At 67.5% G+C, this 21,399-nt stretch carries 17 protein-coding genes; 3 read left to right on the plus strand and 14 right to left on the minus strand.

All coding sequences use genetic code 11. From position 1 onward, the window contains the following. Positions 1-75 precede the first annotated feature (75 nt). Genes K9F62_01205 through ybgF form a run of 6 tightly spaced genes read right to left on the minus strand, consistent with a single transcriptional unit; the run spans position 76 to position 5,848 of the window. Positions 76-1,071 carry a tyrosine recombinase XerC gene (locus K9F62_01205; protein ID UJX41345.1) on the minus strand — a complete coding sequence of 332 codons (996 nt, stop codon included), beginning with the start codon at positions 1,069-1,071 and terminating at the stop codon, positions 76-78. After that, positions 1,046-1,963: a diguanylate cyclase gene (locus tag K9F62_01210; protein UJX43096.1), complete on the minus strand. Its 918-nt coding sequence runs from the start codon at positions 1,961-1,963 to the stop codon at positions 1,046-1,048. The genes K9F62_01205 and K9F62_01210 overlap by 26 nt, the downstream gene beginning before the upstream one ends. A 51-nt stretch (positions 1,964-2,014) precedes the next feature. Next, the gene (locus tag K9F62_01215; GenBank protein UJX41346.1) at positions 2,015-2,854 is read right to left on the minus strand and encodes an HDOD domain-containing protein; all 840 of its coding nucleotides are present in this window, start codon (positions 2,852-2,854) and stop codon (positions 2,015-2,017) included. Continuing rightward, entirely contained in the window at positions 2,851-3,297 is a 447-nt protein-coding gene (locus tag K9F62_01220) for a hypothetical protein (GenBank protein ID UJX41347.1), read from the minus strand. Before K9F62_01220 ends, K9F62_01215 begins: the two co-directional genes overlap by 4 nt. A gap of 8 nt (positions 3,298-3,305) precedes the next feature. Continuing rightward, positions 3,306-4,583: a DNA-processing protein DprA gene (gene dprA, locus K9F62_01225; protein UJX41348.1), complete on the minus strand. Its 1,278-nt coding sequence runs from the start codon at positions 4,581-4,583 to the stop codon at positions 3,306-3,308. Beyond that, the gene (ybgF, locus tag K9F62_01230) at positions 4,580-5,848 is read right to left on the minus strand and encodes a tol-pal system protein YbgF (protein ID UJX41349.1); all 1,269 of its coding nucleotides are present in this window, start codon (positions 5,846-5,848) and stop codon (positions 4,580-4,582) included. The genes dprA and ybgF overlap by 4 nt, the downstream gene beginning before the upstream one ends. Before the next feature lie 234 nt (positions 5,849-6,082). Between ybgF and K9F62_01235 the strand changes: the two genes are divergently transcribed. Together K9F62_01235 and K9F62_01240 are read left to right on the plus strand one after the other, a co-directional pair. Next, a complete protein-coding gene (locus K9F62_01235) occupies positions 6,083-7,039 on the plus strand; it encodes a hypothetical protein (GenBank protein ID UJX41350.1) in 957 nt (318 codons plus the stop codon). A 75-nt stretch (positions 7,040-7,114) separates the two neighbouring features. Continuing rightward, the gene (locus K9F62_01240) at positions 7,115-8,500 is read left to right on the plus strand and encodes an esterase-like activity of phytase family protein (GenBank protein ID UJX41351.1); all 1,386 of its coding nucleotides are present in this window, start codon (positions 7,115-7,117) and stop codon (positions 8,498-8,500) included. Positions 8,501-9,039: 539 nt separating this feature from the next. Here the strand turns inward: K9F62_01240 and K9F62_01245 are convergent. From K9F62_01245 to K9F62_01280, 8 genes are all read right to left on the minus strand, one after another. Continuing rightward, on the minus strand, positions 9,040-11,223 hold the full coding sequence (locus K9F62_01245; GenBank protein ID UJX41352.1) for an adenylate/guanylate cyclase domain-containing protein: 2,184 nt from the start codon (positions 11,221-11,223) through the stop codon (positions 9,040-9,042). 14 nt (positions 11,224-11,237) lie between these two features. Continuing rightward, positions 11,238-11,774, minus strand: coding sequence for a DUF2726 domain-containing protein (locus K9F62_01250; GenBank protein UJX41353.1), 537 nt, complete (start codon positions 11,772-11,774; stop codon positions 11,238-11,240). A gap of 321 nt (positions 11,775-12,095) precedes the next feature. Next, positions 12,096-13,013 carry a M48 family metallopeptidase gene (locus K9F62_01255; GenBank protein ID UJX41354.1) on the minus strand — a complete coding sequence of 306 codons (918 nt, stop codon included), beginning with the start codon at positions 13,011-13,013 and terminating at the stop codon, positions 12,096-12,098. Next, positions 13,010-13,495: an SH3 domain-containing protein gene (locus K9F62_01260; GenBank protein ID UJX41355.1), complete on the minus strand. Its 486-nt coding sequence runs from the start codon at positions 13,493-13,495 to the stop codon at positions 13,010-13,012. The genes K9F62_01255 and K9F62_01260 overlap by 4 nt, the downstream gene beginning before the upstream one ends. 96 nt (positions 13,496-13,591) lie before the next feature. Beyond that, positions 13,592-14,479 carry a 2-hydroxy-3-oxopropionate reductase gene (gene garR, locus K9F62_01265; GenBank protein UJX41356.1) on the minus strand — a complete coding sequence of 296 codons (888 nt, stop codon included), beginning with the start codon at positions 14,477-14,479 and terminating at the stop codon, positions 13,592-13,594. Between the two features lie 117 nt (positions 14,480-14,596). After that, positions 14,597-15,382, minus strand: coding sequence for a hydroxypyruvate isomerase (hyi, locus tag K9F62_01270; GenBank protein UJX41357.1), 786 nt, complete (start codon positions 15,380-15,382; stop codon positions 14,597-14,599). A 34-nt stretch (positions 15,383-15,416) separates the two neighbouring features. Continuing rightward, entirely contained in the window at positions 15,417-18,032 is a 2,616-nt protein-coding gene (locus K9F62_01275; protein ID UJX41358.1) for a pyruvate, phosphate dikinase, read from the minus strand. A gap of 204 nt (positions 18,033-18,236) precedes the next feature. After that, positions 18,237-20,711, minus strand: a complete 2,475-nt coding sequence (locus tag K9F62_01280; GenBank protein UJX41359.1) for a response regulator — start codon at positions 20,709-20,711, stop codon at positions 18,237-18,239. A 168-nt stretch (positions 20,712-20,879) separates the two neighbouring features. Here K9F62_01280 and K9F62_01285 point away from each other — a divergent pair, with 168 nt between their 5' ends. Beyond that, positions 20,880-21,377 (plus strand): A24 family peptidase, encoded by a 498-nt coding sequence (locus tag K9F62_01285; protein UJX41360.1) that lies wholly within the window; start codon positions 20,880-20,882, stop codon positions 21,375-21,377. Positions 21,378-21,399 lie beyond the last annotated feature (22 nt).

Here is a 21,399-nt window from a genome sequence, read left to right on the forward strand (position 1 = left end):
TCCCAAGGGATTGTAAAGTGCCCGACCATAGAGAAACATCCGCCCCGCGGCAATATCCCGGTTAAAGACGGCGCTTCAGTCTTTTTTCGGGGCGGTATGCGTCGCGGACGCTTCGTCCGAACGCGGGTGGGCCTTGTCGTAGACCTGCATGATGCGGGCAAGTTCGAGGTGGGTGTAACGCTGGGTGGTGGAAAGGCGCGCGTGGCCGAGCAGTTCCTGGACGCTGCGCATGTCGGCCCCGGATTCGAGCAGATGGGTGGCGAAACTGTGGCGCAGCATGTGGGGGTGGGTGTGCTTGGCGATACCGGCGGCTTTGGCCAGGGCATCGACGATGCGCGCCGCCTGCCGGCGGTTGAGCCTGCCGCCGCGCGAGCCCAGGAAAAACGCCTGTTCGCGCGGATCGGGCGCGAATTCCGCCCGGCGCATGGCGTATTCCCGCAACCGCTCCCGGGAGGCGTCGCTTAGGGGGGCGAGGCGCTCCTTGCCGCCCTTGCCGTAGACCCGGGCCACACCCTGGGCGATACTCACGTCGTCGAGGTCGAGCCCCACGGCCTCGGCCACGCGAAGCCCGGAGCCGTAGAGCAGTTCGGCCAGGGCCAGATCGCGGCAGGCCTCGCGCGAGCCGTCGGCGGCCGGCGTGCCGGGGCTCGGCGTGACCAGGGCCACGGCCTCGTCCACATTGAGCGCCTTGGGCTGGCGCTTTTCCGTCTTGGGGTTTTTGAGCCCGGCCAGGGGATCGACTTCCACCAGCTTCCTGCGCAGCATGTAGCGGAAAAAGCCGCGCAAGGCCGAGAGCTTGCGCCCCATGGACGTCTTGGCCTCGCGGCGGCGATGCAGCTCGGCCAGAAACCCCCGGCCATGTTCCCGGGTCACTTGCCCGGGCTGGCCGAGGCTGAGGCCCCGGCCATGCAAAAAAAACTCGAACTGGTCCAGATCCACGCCATAGGCGGCCAGCGTGGCCGGGGAGTAGCCTTTTTCGGCCGCGAGGTAGTCGAGAAAACCGACCACGGTCTCCGGTCGGGCCGTCGCGCCGGGCGCGTCCGGTTCAGCCTTGCCGCTTGTCGAGGACATAGCAGCTCCGGGGATTTTCCTTGGCCTTCTTCTTGAGCGTCATGGCCATCTGCGAGGCTTCGCCGTAGTGGGTGAGCCGGCCGTCGCGGTTGAATATCACGGCAATGGAGATGGCCATGAGCGGAAAGGACCTGCGGTTGCCCTCGCGGTCCGTGGACAGGATGAAACCGCGCTCGCGGTCCTCGGCGTCGTAGAAATGGGGCACGATGTCGTCGAAGCTGGCCACCACGGCCTTGCAGGCCTCCTCCACCCGGTCCGTCGGCAGGATGAAGACGAAGTCGTCCCCGCCGACATGGCCCACAAAGGCCTTCTGCCCGCCCACGGTCCGCACGGTGTTGACGATGATGCGCGCCGTCATCATGAGGATTTCGTCACCCCGGGAAAAGCCGTACTTGTCGTTGAACGACTTGAAGTAGTCGAGGTCGGCGTAGGCCAGGGCGAAATCCTCCTTGCGCTCGATCAGTTCCTGGATACGGCCGATGATCGAGGTGTTGCCCGGCAGCTTGGTCAGGGGATTGGCGTCGAGGGACCGCGAGGCCCGGGCCAGGGTCAACGACACCCGGGCCCGCAGCATGGCGGCGTCGAGGGGCCGGGTGAGCAGTTCGTCGACCTCCGTGGCGCACCAGTCGATGTCCCGGCCGGCCAGCGCCGCCTCGTCCATGACCAGAGCCACCGGCATCTGCCGGTAGACGTTTTCGCTTTTGACCATGGCCACGAGATCGAGCCCCGGGATGTCGGTAAGCTTCTGGTCCACCACGAGCAGGTCCGGCGGGTCGTTGAACAGGTGCTCGATGGCCCCCCGGCCGCGCGGCCGGTCGAACAGCTCGATCTCGGCCGGGGTGAACGCCTGGCCGAAAAGGGCCATCAAATCCTGATCGGGGCTTAGGACCATGATCTTCTGGGGCCTGGGGAAAAGGCAAAGAGGGGTGTCTGGCATGGCGGATCAGGTGAACGACAGGTCGGCGATCTCCACGAACTGCTCGCACAGATGATCCAGGAGCTTCTCGACGTGGGCGGGTTTGAGCTTCAAAATCTTGAGCGCCTCGGGTTGCAGGTAGGTGGCCCCCACATCGCCGGAAAAACCGTATTCGAAAACCCGGACCATGAAATCGCCCAGATGCACGACGCTGGCCATTTCGGGGTACAGGCTCGCCAGGTGGGGCTTGTGGTGGTAGGTGAGCCCTTCCTTGATGTTGGCCGGCAGCTTCCAGTGCCCGGCCAGCCAGGCGTTGATGCGGTCATGGCCGAAGCCCATCACCTCGCGTTCGGCCTCGAGGTAGTAGCAGTCGCGCTCGGCCACCACCCGCTCGATCTCGGGCTTGAGGTCCGGCAGCTGGACCGTGGCCACCACCTTGCCGAGGTCGTGCAGCAGCCCGGCCACGGAATACTCCTCCGCATCCTTGAAGCCGAGCATCCGCGCCGTGGTCCCGCAGGCCATGGCGCAGCCCAGGCTGTGCTCCCAGAGCCCGACCATGTTTTCGGTCATGACCTCGAAAACCGAGGTGGACACGATGATCGAGCGCAGGACGTTGAAGCCCAAAAGCACGAGGGCGTGGCCGATGGAGCTGATGCGGCCGGGAAAGCCGTAGACCGGCGAATTGACCATCTTGAGGACCTTGGCCGAAAGCACCTGATCCATGCTGATGAGCTTGGCCACCTGTTCGGTGGTGGAGTCCGGACGCTCGACGAGCTTGCTCACCTCTTCGAGCACCTTGGGCAGGGTGGGCAGGTCGCGCACGGCCAGGATGCGGTCCTTGCGCTCGGTGCGCAGGTCCTCGCTCATTTCGCGGCCCTCTTGCCCTTGGCCGCCGGGGCGGACGCTTCAGCCGGCGGCTGGTCGGGCGCGGGGGCTGCCGTTGCGGCTTCCTTGGCCGCCTTGGCCGCCGCGGCCGCCGCAATCATGGCCGCGCTGGAGGCCGCCTTCATGTGGAAATAGTTGTCCAAAAGCCGCCGGATCTGCCCCATCCACTTGTCGTCGGGATATTTGCGGAACAAAAAGGGGATGCGCTCGATGCGCTTGTCGAACGACGACGCGCCGCCCGGTCCGTCGAGACTGATCGGTTCGCCCTCGACCACCAGATGGTCCACGCCCATGGACTCGAAACGGGAAAGCAGGCTTTCGGAAATTTCGGAGCCGGCGGCGGCCACGGCGATGCCGTCGGCCCTGGCCACGGGCTTGGCCAGAATCATACCCGGCCGCGCCAGGTTGAGCGGGATTTTCTGCATGGATCGCGTTACCCTTCCACTTCCCGGGTGTAGTACATGCCCGGCCATTTCCGCACAAGGCCCTTCATCTCCAACAGCACCAGGGCCTGGCTCAGCGGGCCGGAAGCGGTCTCGAGCGTCCGGGCCAGGGCGTCGATGTGGCGCTTGCTGCCGTCGGCCAAGAGCTTCACAATCCCGGCCTCGAGCGGCGGAAGGTCCGGCGGCGAAGCGGTCGGGGCAACGGGCGATTCGGGCGGCGTGGGCGAAGCGGGCTTGGATTTCGGGGCGGCGGGCGGCGCGGGACGCGGCGCGGACTGGCGTTTCGAAACGGCGGGTGGCGCGGGACGCGGCGGCGCGGGGCGCGGCCTGTCCACGAAGGCGGCCAGCTCCCGGGCCAGGGCGGTCACGATGTCCTCGGCCGTCTGCACGAGTCTGGCTCCCTGGCCGATCAGCGCGTGGCAGCCGGCATAGGTGGGCAGGTTGACCGGCCCGGGCAGGGCGAAGACCTCGCGTCCCTGGTCCAGGGCCAGCCGGGCGGTGATGAGGCTGCCCGAGCGGGCCGCCGCCTCCACCACCATGACCCCGAGAGACAGCCCGGCGATGATGCGGTTGCGGATGGGAAAATTCTGGGACTGGGGCGGCGTGCCCGGGGGAAATTCGCTGATGATGGCGCCATCGGCCGCAAGCGCGCGCCAGACGTCGAGGTTGGCGTCGGGATAGACCAGGTCGAGCCCGGTGCCGCACACGGCAATGGAGCGCCCGGGCCCGGTCAGCCCGCCGAGGTGGGCCTGGCGGTCGATGCCATAGGCCAGCCCGGACACCACGGTGATGCCGCTGGCGGCAAGCCCGGCGGCGATTTCATGGGCGGCGGCGAAGCCGTAGCGCGAACACTGTCTGGCCCCGACCATGGCCACGCAGGGACCGGAGAGCAGCCGCGCCTCGCCGACGACGTAGAGGACCACGGGCGGATCGGGCAAATCGCGCAGCCGGGCCGGGTAGGCCGGATGGAAATAGGGCAGGGGCAAAAGGCCCTTGGCGGCGGCGGCTTCGATCTCCCGCTGCGCAGCGGCGGTGGAGACGCCCCGGGCCAGACCCGCCGCGACCGCGTCGTCGCAAAGCCCCTGGGGACCGAAGCTGCGCACGTCGGCCAGCGCGGCGGCGGCGGAATCGTAGCGGTCGAAAATGCGTTTCCAGGTCCGGGGGCCGATGCCGGGGGCATGGCGCAGGCGCAGGCAAGCCCCGAGTTCGGTCAAAAACGCGTCATCGCCCGTCCAGGCGGTATCGGGCGCGACCGGCTCGTTGGTCATTTGGGCAGGGATTGGAGTTTCTGGCGAACAAGACCGGCCAGTTCCGCTTTGGGGTAATCCTTGAGATACCGTTCGTAGGAAGCCCTGGCGGCGGCCGTATCCCCGGCCTTCTCCTGGGCCATGGCCATCTTGTACAGAGCATCGGCGGCCTTGCCGTGCCCGGGCCAGCCCTTGGCCACCTTCTCGAAGTCGTCGATGGCGGTCTTGTAGTCGCCGGAGGAAAAAGCCCCCTCCCCCACCCAGTAGAGGGCATTGGGGGCCAGCGGGCTGTTGGGATTGGCGGCCAGAAACTGTTCGAAGGCGGTCTTGGCCGCTTTGGCGTTGCCGTTTATGGCCAGCTGCAAGGCCCTGTTGTAGGCGTCCTTTTCGGCCGGGGAAGCGGTTTCGGCATACCCGCCCGGGCCTGAGCCGCCGACGGTCGGGGCCGGCTTGGGGGACGGCTCGGGGGCCGTTGCGGCAGGCGTGGCCGCAGGCGAGACCGGCGGAGCGGCAGGCTCCGTGGGAGCGGGCGCTGCCGTGGCGGTGGCCGGCGGACCGGCCGCCGCGCCTGCCGGTCCGGCGACAGGCGGCGTCTGGGGCGGTTGCGCGATCGTCGCGGCCGGCTTTTTCTCCGCTGCCGTTACTGGCAACGGCGGGGTGGCGGGAGGCGTGGCCGCCGTGGCGACCTTGTCGGCGGCAATGGCGGCTTCGGGCGTGGTCGGCGCTTCGGCCGGTCCCACCCGGCCATAGCCGTGACGCCCCTTGGGCGCGTTCACCCGGGGCGAAGGCTGGGACCTGGCCGGCGGCACATTGCCGAGCGGCGGCATGGGGATGCCCTCCCCGGCCAGGGGCTGGGTGCGCTCCGGCTTCGCCGGCTGGCCCGGGGGGGGCGGCGCGGAAACTTCCGGCGTTTGCCCGGGCTGGGGAGACGCTGGTGGAGACGCGGGCGCGCCTGCGGGCGAAGCCCCGGGATTGACGAACCCCATGCCCAGGGCGCTGCCCTGGGGCACGGCCACCTCCGGGGTCTTCACGCCCTGGGCGTGGAGCGCGGCCTGGATTTCACCGACCCGTTTGGCCAGGATGGCCAACTGACCGTCATTGTGGGTCTGGCGCTTTTCCAAATCCTTGAGCGTCGCCTCAGCTTTCTCCAGGGACGACTCCACCGCCTTGAGACGAAAATCATCGCTCCCTTTGCCCACGCGCAACGTATTGCCCGGCCCGCATGCAGCAAGCAGGCAGGAGACACAGATGGCCGTAGCCGCCGTAACAAGACGTTTTCCGCTCATGTCGCAATGCAGGGATAAAGAGTTGGCAACCCATTCAAGTTCCGCCAGAAACTACGTCAGGGGGGCGCGTTGCGCAAGCCGATTTTGCGACGCGGTCTTCACTGTGCGTCTGTTTGTTGCATCCGACAGGAATTTAGGGCAAAAGCCGACGGCAAGGCGTGGCGTTTCACGGCGTCATGCCTGCTTTGCGCCATCCCCGCGCCAACCCCGACTCCACAAAGGAGAACGCTCCTCATGACCGAGGCCATCCCCATCGCAATCTTCTGGGCGGTCATGTTCCTTTTGGCCTTGCATCTGGGACTGGCCCTGGCCGCCGCCTCGGTGCCGGCCATCACCTCCCTGACGGGCCTGCACAAAACCAAGCGGCTGAAAATATTCATCGATAAATTCGGCCAACAGGCTTCCACCTTTGCCCTGCTCGGCGGATTGTGGGTCTTCGTGATCGTTTGCGCGGCCCTGGCGGCGCTGTGGTTCCTCTTGCCCGAAAAGGCCCCCTACGTCTGCGGCATCCCCCTGCCCCTGGCCGCCGTGGCCGGCCCCATTCTCCTTGGCGCGGCCGTCTTTCTCGCCTACCGGGGCCTTTGGCAGCGCCTCAAGACAAATAAATCCCTGCACGCGGTCATCGGGCTTTCGGCCACGGTGCTGCTCTGGGTCGCCTTTTACACCGGCCTGGCCAGCCTGCGCCCCCTAAGCCTCGCCCTTCCCGCCCCGACCGGCCCCGAATTCCTGTTGCCGCCGGCCGGTTCCCTGTTCTGGCGGCTGCTCGTGCTCGGCATCGCCTTGTCCGTGGCCCTGGCCGGCATCTTCACCGGAGCCTGGCTGGTCTGGCGGCGCAACAAGGACGATTTCGGCCGCGACTACTACAACTTCACCCTGCGCCTGACGGCTCGGATCGGCTTTTTGGGCCAGATCGCCGCCCTGGCCGCCATGGCCTGGCTGGTGCTCGGCTTCGTGCCCCTGGTCGGCGAAATTTCCAACCGCCTGACCATCGCCGTGGCCCTCTACGGCACCGGCACGCTTTTCACCCTCGTCTGCCTCGGCGTGGTCATGCCCCAGGAAAACGCCCTGCGCCATAAACTCATGCTGGCCGTGGCCTTCCTGACCACCCTTGCGGCCCTCACCGGCCTTTTCGCCGGCCTGACGACGATCTTTTTCCCGGCCGTTTTCACGGCCCCGGTGCCGCTTCCGTGAACTTCGCGTGACGCCTCCGTTCGCCCAAGCGTCACATCCGTGGGCTATTCCTTGCCAAAAAGTAAGGAGCATCCCATGCCCGCACGTCCCCTCGCCATCGCCCTGGCCGCGATCCTGACCGCCACCAGCGCCCTGGCCGCCCAGGCCCCGACCGTGCAGAAATACACGGTCGAGGCCCCCCAATCGACCAATATCCCGGCCCCGGCCAGCCTGGCCAAGGCCTTCCCGAACGGCTTTCCCCTGGGGCTCGGCTCCGGCGTGGTCTTCGCCGGCAAGGACGCCGACGGCTCCATCGTGCTCTACGCCGTGGGCGATCGCGGCCCCAACGCCGACGCGCCCGACTACGTTCCCACCCCCGGGGCCAAGCCCGAACCGGCGAAAATCTTTCCCGCCCCGGGTTACACCCCGTCCCTGGCCAAGCTGCGCGTCAAGGACGGCAAGGTGGAAGTCCTCGCCATCACGCCGCTTTTGACCGCCGACGGCAAGCCCATCTCCGGCCGCCCCCTGCCCAAAGGCAGCGTGGGCAGCACCGGCGAAACGCCGCTGGCCGCCGACCTGTCCGTGCTGCCCACGGACACCAACGGCCTGGATACCGAAGGCATCGCCATGGCCCCGGACGGCAGCCTGTGGCTGTGCGACGAATACGGCCCGTTTCTGGTCCACGTCGATGCCGCCACCGGGAAAATCATCAAGAAATACGGCCCCGGCCAGGGACTGCCCGAAATCGTGGCCAAGCGGCAGCCCAACCGCGGCTTCGAAGGCGTGGCCGTGACCAAGGACGGCAAGGTCTTCGCCGCCGTGCAGTCGATCCTCGACGTGGACGGCAAGGTCAAAGCCTCCAAAGCCCCCTTCATCCGCATCGTGGAGCTCGACCCGGCAACCGGCAAGACCCGCATGTTCGGCTATCCCCTGGACAGCGAAGCCTACAAGAAAAACGCCGACGCCAAGCTCGGCGACCTGACCGCCATTTCGCCGACCAAACTCCTCACCGTGGAACAAGGCAAAGGCGTGGATAAAAAGATGCGCAACATCGTCTACGCCATCGACCTGTCCCAGGCCACGGACCTGACCGGCAAAACCGCCCCCGACGGCAAGCCCCTCGAGACCGTCTCCGACCCGGCCGCGCTGGAAAAACTCGGCGTCAAACTGGCCCAAAAAACCAAAGTGGCCGACCTGCGCGCCCTGGGCTGGAACGCCGAAAAAGCCGAAGGCCTGTCCATCGCCCCGGATCACAAGACCCTTATCCTCACCTCGGACAACGACTTCGGCATGACCATCAAGCCGAATAACCCGGTCGCCGACAAGGACGGCAAGCCCGTCAAAAAGCCCGGCGACTACCAGCTCGCCCCCGGCGGGCAACTGTCCCACGACGGCCAACCCGTCCCCACCACCTTCGTCATCACCCCCACCACCGAAAAAACCGACCTCTGGGTCCTCACCCTGCCCGAGGCGGTGCGGTAAACGGGGAAGAGGCGGGGAGGCGAGCAAGCGGGGGCTCCGCCCCCGCCCCCCCGCCGGGAGGCCATGGGCCCCCCGGGCCCCCCATCCGGTGTGCTTTGGCCGGGCGGGAGGCCGGGTTGGCTGGCGGAAAGGCGGAGAGCGGAGAGTGGAGAAGATGCAGGCGGAATTTGTCGGGACGGTGCATGTCGCTTCGCGACAAGCTCGTCCCAAGCAAATTCCGCCTGCACCACGCCGGTCGCCCCTGCGGGGCGACATTCGGAGAACATCTCTTCTTAATTCTCTTAAAATGCGGCGCTTCGCCGCTGGCGCGGTTGTTGCCGCAATCGTGTCCGGCGTCGAGGCGCAACGCGCCTCGTGCCGCCGGGCCGATTGCGGCAACAAAACAGAGGACGTCCCCCCCTGCCGCCCAACCCCATGGCCTCCCACCATCCCAACCCGGAAAAGGGAGGTCCGGAGGGCATAAGCCCTCCGGCGGGGTCCAGGGGCAGAGCCCCTGGCCGCCGGAGGCACCCCTTCCTCCCCTCCTCCCATTCCCTCGCCTATTTCGACGTCATCACCAACACGCCGTTCCATTCCCCCGCCGGCGGCTCAGCCAGCAACTTCTCGCAGCGCTTGACGTACGAAGCGGCGGCGGGGTCGGTGCCGGCCAAGGCGGTAAAGCCGGCCAGGGCGGCCTGAAAATCGCCGGAGATGAAGGCGTCCAGGGCGTTGGCGTAGGCATCGTGAGTGGCGGTGAGGGCTGCGGCGGCGGCGGGCCAAAGGGGTTCGTGGACGTCCACGGGTTCGGCCCGGCCGACCACGGCCACGCGGCCGAGGCGGCGGCTGGCAAAGGCGTCGCCGGCGGCGTCGCGGGTGGCGCTGGAGATCATGGTATAGGTGCCGAATTGCTTGTTGATGCCTTCGAGGCGCGAGGCGAGGTTCACGGCGTCGCCGAGCATGGTGTAGTCGAAGCGGGAATCCGAGCCCATGTTGCCGACGACGGCCGGGCCGGTATTGAGGCCGACGCGCATGTGCAGATCGTGGCCGGAGCGTTCGCGGAAGGCGGGGCGCAGTTCGGTCAGTTTGTCCTGGCAGCGCAGGGCCGCACGCACGGCCCGGGCGGCGTGGTCCGGCTGGTCGAGGGGCGCGTTCCAGAAAGCGATGATGGCGTCGCCTTCGTATTTGTCCACGGTGCCGCCTTCCTCCAGGATGATGTCGGTCATGGCGGTGAGGTATTTGTTCAAAAGCGCGGTCAATTCCTGGGGCGTCATGCCTTCGGAGATGCCGGTGAAGCCCTGGAGGTCGGAGAAGAAGATGGTCAGTTCGCGCAGTTCGCCGCCGAGGCTCATGCGCTCGGGGTGGGCAATGAGCGCCTCGATGACGTCGGGGCTCAGGTATTGGCGGAAAGCGGATTTGATGAAGCGTTTCTGGCGGCCCTCGGTGGCGTAGCCGATGAGCACGGCGGTAACGAGGGAGCCGGCCACGGCCAGTTGCGGCAGGGCCAGGGGCAGCCAGCTTCCCAGGGCGTAGGCGGCCAGGGCGATGAGGATCGGCAGGGGCAGGAAGAGGATGATGACGCCCGCGCCGGCCATGGCCCCGGTGGTCAGGGTCACGGCCAGCCCGGCGGCCACGGCAAGGGCCCCGGCCAGCCACCAGCCGGCCCAGTGGGGGATGACGTGCAGGAAATCGCCGGTCAGCAGACTTTGCAAGGTCTGGGCATGAATTTCCACGCCCGAGGTGACGCCGGCCACGGGCGAGGGACGCAGATCGAGCAGTCCCGGGGCGGAAAAGCCGAAGAGCACGTAGCGGCCCTTGAACATGTTCGGATCGAGGTCGGGCTTGCCGCCTTCGAGCAAGGTCAGCTCACTGCGGATGACCGCCGCCGCGGACACGGCCGGGAAATCCGACGAGCGCCGCCAGCGGGGGATGGCCCGGCCGGCGTCGTCGAGGGGCACGGTGACCGGCCCCAGGCGCAGGGAATGGCCGGCGATGGCGGCGTCGAGGTTGGGCTCGGCCAGCATGCGGGCGGCAAGGGGCAGCGACGGCACGGCCTTGCCGTCGAAGAGGCCGAAGAGGTTCACCCGGCGGTAGATGCCGTCGAATTCCGGGTCCTGGCTGACGTTGCCGAGGATTTTCGCCCCGGCCGCCACTTCGGGCACGGGAAAGGCGGCCTTGGGATAGATCGGGGCTTCGCTTGGCGGCACCTTGGCCAGCCAGGATTTGAGGCCCTTGATGACCAGGGGATCGGGCGGCACGTCGGCCGGCCAGACGTTCGTCTTGCCTGACTCGCGCCCCAGAAAGACCGGCAGCACGAAGTTGCCCAGCCGCTTGCCAGCCGCCGCGAAGGCCGTGTCGTCGGCCACGCCGTAGGTCGAGGGCTCGGTGTAGAGCACGTCGAAGGCCACGGCCTTGGCTCCGCCGCGCCGGCAGAAATCCAGAATCGCGCCGTAGACCTCGCGCGGCCAGGGCCAGGACAGGCCGTTTTCCTTGGCTGCCCAGTCGAGGCTGGCCTGATCCAGGAGAATCAGCCGCACCGCGTCCGAACCGCCGTCCCGGGGCGTGAGCAACCGGGCCCGCCAGTCGAAGGTGCGCGCCTCGAACGAGGTCACGATGCCGGTCAGGGACAGCAGCCAGGCCGCCGTGAGCCCGACCACCCCGGCCATGACGCCGAAAAGGATGCGCTTGCGAAAGGCGGCCGCGCCGCCGGAACCGCCCTCTTTCGCGGGGGAAACCGTCTGTTGCACGCCTGTGTTCCTTTTCAAAGGAGCCCTTGCAGGTGTTCCCGGATGTACTCCGGGGTATAGTTGCCGTCCGGCTTGGCTTTGATGCGCACCATGGGCAGGTCGAGGGTCCGGATCACTTCGTCCTTGAACCGGTCCCTGAGCGGCTGCCCATCGTGGGAGCTGTCGTCGAGTTCGATGATGCAGGCGACATAGTGGCCGGGACGGGTGATGATCACAAAATCCAGGTGCATCTTGGACACGCGGTTGAAGGCCGCGTAATACGCGCCTCTGTCGGTATATTTCAAATTCTTTTCGTCGTTGTCGATGCGCAGCACATCGGCCAGTCGCACCATGGACAGGATATGGTAGCGCCTGTCCACGACCTGTTCAAGTTGCTCGAAAAACTTGCTTTCGTTCTGCGTGAAGACTTTTTTCCTTTTGAAAATGCTGAAATCGAAATCCAGGGAATAATAGTCTTTCTTCGCCCTACCCTTGCGCCACCAGAGTATCCTGGCAACGATATAGGCCACAAGAATCAAGCCAAAGACAATGCCGACTGTTTTGAACTCCACGAATCAATGCTCCGCCACGCTCGGCGCGCGACTCACCCGTAGTCTTCTTCCATGCGGCGCTTCGCCGCTGGCGCGGTTGTCGCCGCAATCGCGTCCGGCGTCGGGAAGCGCAGCTTCTCGTGCCGCCGGGCCGATTGCGGCGACAAGATCAACCCAACCCGCACCGTTTCCCCGCCCCTCCACCCACCATCCCAACCCGGTAACGGGAGGTCCGGAGGGCATAAGCCCTCCGGCGGAGAGGTCCCGGAGAGGCAGAGCCTCTCCGGGCGGGGTCCAGGGGCAGCGCCCCGGCATATCCAGGGGCAGCGCCCCGGCCGGTCCTTAGATATTCCCCAACGCCGCCTTGAACCGGGCCACGCGCGCCGGGGGCTCGTTGATCTCGGCCACCCGGGCCAGATTGGCCAGCTCGTGGATGCGATCGGACGGCGCGGGGTGCGTCTTGGCGAAGTCCGCGCCGCCGGGGGTGAGGCGCTTTTGCATCGCTTCCAGCATGTCCGGCAACCCGGAGGGGTTGTAGCCGGTGCGGACGAGGATGGTGACGGCGGCCTTGTCGGCTTCGTATTCCAGGGTGCGGGAGTAGCCGTTGTTGACCATGGTGGTCATGATGTCGCCGATGGAGTCCGCGAAGATGTTGGTCAGGCGGGCCACGTCCGCGCCGCCGGCCTGCTTGAGGGCCTCGCCGCCGATGATGGCCAAGGCCTCGGTGGTGCGGGCGCGCTTGATGGCGCGCAGGGCGTCCTTGTGCTCCACGTGGGCGACCTCGTGGGCCAGTACGGCGGCCAGGGCGTTTTCGCCGGAACAGCAGCGCAGCATGCCGCGCGTGATGAAGACGAGTCCGCCCGGCGCGGCAAAGGCGTTGATCTCGGTGGAGTCGATGATGAGGAAGTGGTAGCCGCCGTAGGTCTGGGGCATGTCGGAGAACATGGCCAGGGACTGTCCCACTTCGTTGACGTAGGCATTGGCCTTGGCGTCGCGGTAGGGATGGTATTTGGTCAGAAGCGACGCGCCGACAGCCCGGCCGATGTAGTATTCCTGCTCGGGTGTGAAGTCCTCGGCGGCGTGGGCCACGGCCTTGACGCTTTTGACGGCCGAGGCGGCATAGTCGCCGACCGGCGCGCCGCCGACGCTCGCGCCGAAGGAATCGAGGACCCGGGAAAGTCCTTCGGGGTTGTTGCAGCCGTAGAGCGCGAAGCCGAACACGAGCAGCCCGGCCAGGGAAAGAAGGATACGCGACCTCATTTCGCGCCTCCCTGGGGATGCACGCCGCCCTGGCTCAAAAAGGCCAGGAGTTGTCCCGGGTTGTAGCTGATGCGCTCCATGGCGTTGATGGCCGCGTAGTCGCCGCCGTGGCTGCGGCGATAATCCGCCTCGACCTGGGCGGAAAAGCCCTTGCCGGCCAGGGCCATTTCCTTGCCGGAAACGCTGCCCGTGCCGCCCGCCCCGCCCGAGGACATGGCCAGTTTCTCGGTGGTCAGGGCCGTGCGGTGCATCCAGCCCGAAACGCCGCCGGGCAGGGTGACCTTGGCCCAGTCGCCCTGCTCGGTGCTCACGTTCACGCTCTGGCCATAACTAGCCTTGCCCACGATTTTGCCAAGGAATGAAGGCGACTGGCGCACTTGCCCGTCGCGCACGGACACACTCATGACCTTGGCCGCCAAAGCGATGGCCCCGCTCAGGCACACGGCCAGGGCCAGGGCCAGCGTCAGTTTCCGGTATCGCACGAAGGACTCCTTCACATGGCGCGCGGCGCGCCGGACTTGTGCCCCAGAAAGGCGGCGTTGCTGGATAGACTGCCGATATATCGACAAAATATCGTTTTACCGTTCCACCGTCACATGGGCCAGTTTCTCGAAATAGCGAATCATGCCGCCGTGATCGTCCTCGCCACAGCCATCGGCCAGCATGGCCTGCATGACTTCCATGACCGAGGCGGTAAACGGCAGGGGCACATGCAATTCGTTTGCCGTGCGCAACACGTTGGCCAGATCCTTGACGTGGAGCTTGAGGCGAAAGCCCGGCTCGAACTTGCGGTCCATGACCAGCGGCGCCTTGGCGTCGAGCACCGTGCTGCCGGCAAGGCCTCCGCGAATGGCCTGATAGACAAGCTCCGGCTCCACCCCGGCCTTGGCCGCCAGGACAAACGCCTCGGACATGGCCGCAATGTTGAGCGCCACCACGACCTGGTTGGCCAGCTTGGCCACGTTGCCGGCCCCGACCTCGCCCACGCGGGTCACCGAGGCGGCCATGGCGAGCAGCACCGGTTTGACGGCTTCGAAATCGGCCGCGTCGCCGCCGGCCATGACCGTGAGCGTCCCGTCCACGGCCTTGGGTTCGCCGCCGCTGACCGGCGCGTCCAGAAACCGCACGCCCTTTTCGGCCAGGGCGGCCCCGATCTCCCGGCTGGCCAGCGGCGCGATGGAACTCATGTCCACCACGTAAAGACCCGGCCTGGCCCCTTCGATGACGCCGCCTTCGCCAAGCACCACAGCACGCACCTCGGGCGAATCCGGCACCATGGTGATGACCAGCTCGCTTGCCCTGGCCACCTCCGCCGGCGACGGAGCAGAGGTCGCGCCATGGGCGGTCACGGCTTCGACGTTTTTCACGGTGCGGCTGAACACCGTCAGCTCGTAGCCGGCCCTAAGCAGATTGCGACACATGGGCTTGCCCATGATGCCAAGGCCGATGAATCCGATTTTTTTCATAGGGTGTCCTTTTGGGTGTGGAGGCCTCCGGCGGCCAGGGGAGGCTCCGCCTCCCCTGGACCCCACCGCCGGGGGACCGAGGGCCCCCCGGTCCCCCCAACTAGGGGGACAATGGGGCTAAAGGGTAAGTCCCATCTCCGTTACCCAGGCCAGGGAGGCGCGGGTATCGGGATCGGGCACGTATTCCAGGCCGACAAAGCCCTCGTAGCCCAGCCGGTCCAGTTCGGCAAAAAGGAAGGGAAACCGGATTTCCCCGGTGCCGGGCTGATGCCGGCCGGGATTGTCCGCGATCTGCACATGCCCGATGCGGGGCAGGTTGGCGGCGATGGTCGCGGCCAGCTCCCCCTCCTCGCGCTGGGCATGGTAGACGTCGTACTGCATGGCCACGTTGTCGCGCGAGACGGCGTCGATCAGATCCATGACCTGCTCGGTGGTGCTCAGCAGAAAACCGGGGATGTCGAAATGGTTGATGGCCTCGATGACGAGGGTGCGACCCTCGGCGGCCAGGGCGTCGGCGGCGAAGGCCACGTTCTCGATGAGCGTCTCGAAGGCGTCCTCGGGCGAAACGCCGTCCGGCAGTTTTCCGGCCAGACAGTTGAGCCGGGCCACATCCAGGGTCTTGGCGTATTCGAGGGCCAACCCCACGCCGTCGCGAAATTCGGATTCGCGGCCGGGCAGCGCCGCGATGCCGCGCTCGCCGCCGGCCCAGTCGCCGCAGGGCAGGTTGAAAAGCACCTGGGACAGGCCGTTTTCGGCCAGACGCGAGGCCAGTTCCACGGCCGGGTAGGCGTAGGGAAAGAGGTACTCGACAAAATGGAACCCGGCATCCCTGGCGGCGGCGAAACGCTCGGGAAACGGCGCTTCGGTGAAAAGCATGGTCAGGTTGGCTGCAAAACGCGGCATGGCATTCTCCTTGGTCGCATAACGCAACGCGAACTCAGACGGTTTCGGCCGCAGGGCCGGGGGGGGACCAGGCGGGATCGAAGCAGGGCGCGCCCGAAAGAAAACAGGCCACCATGGCGTCGATGCTTGCCTCGCTGACCATAAGCATATCCGTCTGGCGGGTGAACTGCAAAAGCCGGCCCATGTGCCCGAGCTTCTCCGCGATCACCTCAGCCGGGAATTTCTGGAACCGGCCGGCCACGCGGTCGGCGGCGGCGTCGACCACGAAACCCAGCGCCTCCAGGATGCGGCCGATGGCCTTGGCCCGGCGGGCGCGCTTGACGTCGTCGGCCGCGCCCCCGGCAAAGGAAAAGGTGATGTAGTTCTTGTTGACCGTGGCCCCGCAGTAGCAGTCGAGCACGCCGTAGTGATAGCCCACGCGGGAGCTGAAGTTGAGGTACTTGTCCGAGATGATGGCGTAGGACTTGTCGCCGAAGCGGTCGGTGCCGGCTCCGGGCTGGGAAAACATCTGTTCGGACATGACGGAGAAAAACCCGCCGAGGTTCACCGGCCGGGCGATGCGGGCTTCGCCGGTCAGCACGAGGCCCGTCAAAAGCGCGGCAAAGGGGCGCGAGGCGATATCCCCGGGCACAACCCGCGATTTGCCGGCCGCCTCGTCGCGGATGCCGCCGCCAAGGTCGATGATGTGCAGGTCGAGGCCGGTGTTGGCATCGAGGGTGACGCTCCCCCCCTGCCCGCCCGAGGCCAGATCGCTGACCGCGAACATCACGCCGTAGGACCATTCGTGGAGCAGCCTGGTTACGTCGTGCACGGTGCGGCAGCCCTCGGGCTTGAAGGAAGGGGCCTTGGGGTCGAGCAGGGTCAGCGGCACGACGCGCTCGGCCACATCGGTCAGGATGGCGTGGACTTGCGTGCCGGCCATGAACGTCGCGTCGGCCGGAGCCGTGGCCAAAAGTGCCTCCACCCGGCCCCGGTAGATCCGGCCCGAGGCCGCATCCACGGTGACGACCTCTCCCGGCGTAAGGAGGCTTGTCGCGCCATCGAGCCCCAAAAGCGTGGGCACGCCGAATTCCCGGGACAGCGAGGCCATGTGCCCGGTGACGCTGCCGTGGTCGGTGACGATGGCCGCCGCCCGGCGCATGGCCACCATGAACCGGGGATCGCTGTGGGGCGCGACCAGGACCGCGCCCTGGGGAAAGGCGTCCAGGTCGTCGTCGGCCATGATCAGATGGACCGGGCCGCAGCCGACGCCCGAGCAGGCCGCCTGCCCGCCTTCCACGAGGATCGCGGCGCCGGGCACGGGCGGCGCGGGACGCGGGGCCGCGGCCGACAAGGCGGTCAGCTGGCGCGATTGCAACACCAAAAGCCGCCCCTGCCCGTCGACGGCCCATTCCATGTCCTGGGGCCGGCCGAAATGGCGTTCCAGGGCCAATCCCCAGCCGGCCAGGGTCCGGGCGTCGTCGTCGGAAAGGCTCGGTTCCCGGCGCTTGTCCCCGGGCACGGGCACGTCGGTAAGCCCGCCCGTCGGCGACGGCACGAGCATGCGCGGCTTGTCCGTGACCACCCGCTCGGCCACGGCCAGGGTGTCGCGGTCGATAAGGAAGCTGTCCGGGGTGATGACGCCGTCCACGGCATAGGGCCCGAGGCCCCAGACGGCGTTTATGAGCACCGCGTTGCGGTAGGGGTCCTCGGGCAGGCGCGTGTAGAGCACGCCGGCCGCGACGGAGGGCACCAGGACCAGGCAGGCCACGGCCATGGCCACGTCGTCGTCGGGAATGCCCTTGAGCAGCCGGTAGGACATGGCGCGGGGGGTGAAAAGGCTGGCCAGCACGAACTTGTAGGCGCTGGAGATACGGTCCGGGGCGACATTGAGCATGGTGAGATACTGGCCGGCAAAGGACAGCTCACCGTCCTCGCCGATGGCGCTCGAACGCACGGCGAAGCGGACGCCGGCGTCTCCCGCCGTCGCCGTGGCCACGGCCGCGTCCATCTCGCGCGAGACGGCCTCGGGGAGTTTCGCGCGCAGGATGGCGGCCTGGATGTCCTCGGCGGCGGCGGCCATGGAGGCCGGATCGTCGGGCGCGATACCCAGGCGGATGCTGGCCACGGTCTCGAACAATCCCGCTTCCTCGAAGAAGGCCCGAAATGCGGCGGTGGTCACGGCGAACCCGGGTGGCGACGGCAGTCCGGCCTTGCCCGCGATCTCGCCCAGGTTGGCGCATTTGCCGCCCACCTGGTCCACCATGTCGCCGGTTATTTCCGCCATGGGGATCACGAGCCGGCCGCGATAGGGATTGACCCGGCCGGCGATGACCGTCTTGATCTCGGACGAGAGCCGTTCGACCAGGGCCAGAAGCGTGGGCTGGGGCTTGCCGGAAAGGCGCTCGAAGCTTTTGATCATGCGGATGGCGTGGAACACGGCGCGGCTCGTGCGCGAACGGATAAAGGCCATGCCGAACACCTCGCGGCCTTCGAGCATGACCTCGATTTCCGAAAAGATCTTGAGCAGCTCGGTGTTCGACTCGAGCAGCGACTGGAAATGGTTGTATTTTTCCCGAAAGATCGCGGCCGTCTCCTCGCGGGAGATGACCGGCCGGCGGGAAAAAAAGCTTGTGACCAGACCGCGCAGATCGGAAACGACGGTGCCCATGGACCTGCTCCTTTGTCAGGGCATTCCCTTTTGCGCCCGGACGTCTTCCCCGTTATGGTGCCCCGACCGGCCCGTCCGGCCGAACAAGGGAGGGACTTATGGGCGCCAATCTGGCTATCGTGATGCTTGTCCTCATCTTCTCCGTGGCCATCGGCCTTTTCATCGGGAGCAAGATACGCCGCAAATGACCGTACCGGCCAGCCCTTACCGGAGACAAACCGGCTCGGCCGGCGAGGCGAAGACGTCTTCGTCAAGCCCGGCTTCCCGGGACAGACGCCGCAGGACCTCCAGGGCCTCGGCGAAATCGTAGCGCGTAACGGCCCGGCGCAATTCCGCCAGGCCCTTCGCGCCGACGTGTCCGGAAACGGCCCGGCCAAGGGCCGCCACGTCCTCGTCGGCCTCAATGCTGCCTTCGGCCAGATGCGCGGCCAGACGGCGCAGCAGCGGCGCGTAGTCCGCCGGTTTTGCCGCCGGCTTTGCCGCGGCGTCCCCTTGCGCCTCGGACGGCATCGCCGCCGGCACAGGCGTGCGGCCTTCCATGACGCGGCCGAGCGCCGCCAGCAGTTCCTCCCGCTCGAACACCTTGTGCAGGCAGCCATCCATGCCGGCCTCCAGGCAGCGCGCCAGTTCCGGGGCCGTGTCGTGGGCGGTCAGCGCCATGATGGGGATATCCGGCGGACATGGCGGGCTCACCCCGTCGGCCAGCAGCTTGCGGATGATGCGCGTGGCCGCCGGGCCGTCCAATTCCGGCATCTCGATGTCCATGAGGATGCAGTCGAAGGGGCGGCCGGAAGCCTTTTGCCCGAAAAGCGCCCGACAGGCGTCCTTGCCGTTGACGGCCGTTACGACCTCATGGCCGGCGCTGCGCAAAATCTGGGAAAAGATGGCCCGGTTGAGCTTGGCGTCGTCCACGAGCAGCACTTTCCAGCAGCCGGTCATGGCGCACTCGGGCGGGGAATCGGGCGGCGGCGTCAGCCGGGCCGCAGCCTCGACGGTGTCGGCCAGGGCGGCGGCATAGGCCTCGAGCGCTGCGTCGGGCGGCAGTCCCCCCCTGCCCAGGGTGACCTCCAGTTCCCGCGCGGCATCGGCCAACGCCTCGGCCGCGATATTGCCGGCCACGCCCTTGACCGTGTGGGCCAGCCGCCGCGCGCCGTCCAGGTCCCCCGCCGTCAGCCGCCGGGCCAGGGTCCGGCCGCTGGTGGCGTAATCGCGCACGAACTCCGCCGCAATGCTCGCAAGGAGCGCCCCGTTGCCGCCGAGCCGCTCCAGGGCCTTGGCCGCGTCCAGGCCGCAGACCTCCGGCGCATCGCCCCGGGGCGCTGGGGAGCCAGACGCGGCCGCGTCCGCAAGAGCCGCCATGTCCCGGCCCGCCTCGACCGCCGGCGCGATCCACTGGCCCAGGGAAGCAAGCAGCCGCGCCGGATCGATGGGCTTGGTCAGATAGTCGTTCATACCGGCTTCCAGGCAGCGCAGCCGGTCGCCGGAAAGCGCATGGGCGGTCAGGGCCACGATGGGCAGATCGCCGCCGCCGGGCAAAAGCCGTATGGCCCGCGTCGCGGCCAGACCGTCCATGACCGGCATCTGCACATCCATGAGCACGGCATCATAGAGGGCCAGCCCGACCATCTCCACGGCCTCGCGGCCGCCGCCGGCCACATCCACCACCGCGCCGAAACGTTCGAGGATCTCCCGGGCCACCTGCTGGTTGATGGAATTGTCATCCACAAGCAGGATCAAGGCGCCGGCCAGGGGACCGGTCGCGCGGGAGGGACCTTCGGGCGCGGCGGGGTCTTGCGGCGCGGTCTGGGCCGGGGGGACGGCCGGGGCGGGGTGCCGCCCGGTCCTATCCTCCTCGAAGGGACAGGTGAAAAAAAAGCGGGAACCCTGCCCCGGTCGGCTGGCGACTTCCAGCCGGCCGCCGAGCAGTTCCACGCCGCGCCCTACCAGGGCCAGCCCCAGGCCCGTGCCGCCGTAGGGCCGCGACAGGGAGCCGTCGGCCTGGGTGAAGGAGTCGAGCATGGCCGGGATGGCGTCGCTTTCCATGCCGATGCCCGTATCGGTGACGGCAAAGGCCAGCCCGACCCGGCCGTCCCGGCGCTCCACCAGCTCCACGGCCACGCGGATCGAACCGTGCTCGGTAAATTTGACGGCGTTGCCGACCAGCTGGCCCAGCACGCCCTCCAGACGGGCATTGTCGCCGACAAGCCGCGTGGGGACGCGCAGATCCAGGTCCAGCTCCAGGGACAGTCCCCTCCCCCGCGCCGCCGCGTCGAAGCGCCCGATCACCCTGCCAAGCGCCTGCCCCAGATCGAAGGCGACCGGGACCAGCTCGGCCAGCCCTTTTTCCAGCTGGGCGAAATCCGTGATATCGTCCACCACGCCGAGCAGGCCGGTGGCCGAAGCGGTGATCTGGGACAGATAGTCGCGGACGCGCGGATCGGTCACCAGGGGGACGGCCAGATTGGCCAGGCCGATGATGGCCGAAAGGGGCGTGCGCAGCTCGTGGGTCATGCGGGCCATGAAATCGGCCTTGACCTGCATGCCCGCCTGGGCTTCGCCGCGCAGCCGCTCATTGGCAGCCTCGGCCTCCCGCAACGCTTCTCGTAATCGGTCGCGCTCGGCGGTGACAAGCCCAAGGGCGTCGGGCAAAGAAGCGTCGTTGGCGGCATCGCTTGCCATGCGGACTCCGATGCGCTCCGGCCGGGGCCGAACCGCCCGTGAAGGTTCACCTCTCTCCCTGGAAGAACTGGCTTTTTCCATCCCCGGCGTCAAGGCCATGGCGCGTCGGCCAGCCATGGACAAGGCGGCGCGTTGCCGCTACCAAGGGGGAGATCCACAGGAGTCGCCATGCCGCCGGATACGGAAACCCTGCTCGCCTTCGCGCTTACGGCCGTGGCCTGTGTCGCCTGCGCCGTCATCGACATCCGCACCAAGCGCATCCCCAACGCCATCACCTTTCCGGTCATGGCCGCGCTCGTGGTCCTGCACGGCGTTTTTTCCGGCACGGCCGGACTTGGCGAATCGGCCCTCGGGCTCGCCGGGGGATTCCTCGTTTTCCTGATCCCCCACCTTTTCGGCGTGCTCGGGGCCGGCGACGTCAAGCTCATGGCCATGGTCGGCGCGGGGCTCGGCACCCAGGCGCTGCTGACGGCCGTCCTTTTCACGAGCCTCGCCGGGGGCGCGCAGTTCTTCGTCTGGCTCGCCTGGATGCACCTCGCCGGCACGCGCAAGGGTCGGGGCTACCGCCTGTGCTACGGACCGGCCATCGCCGCCGGGGCCCTGGGCACCATGGCCCTCAACCTGGCCGGTCAGCCCTACCTCAGCCTGGTCCTCCCCCACTTCTGAGAACCGAGGATTGACCCTTTTG

This window comes from Desulfovibrio sp. JY, from assembly GCA_021730285.1.
Classification (GTDB): domain Bacteria; phylum Desulfobacterota; class Desulfovibrionia; order Desulfovibrionales; family Desulfovibrionaceae; genus Solidesulfovibrio.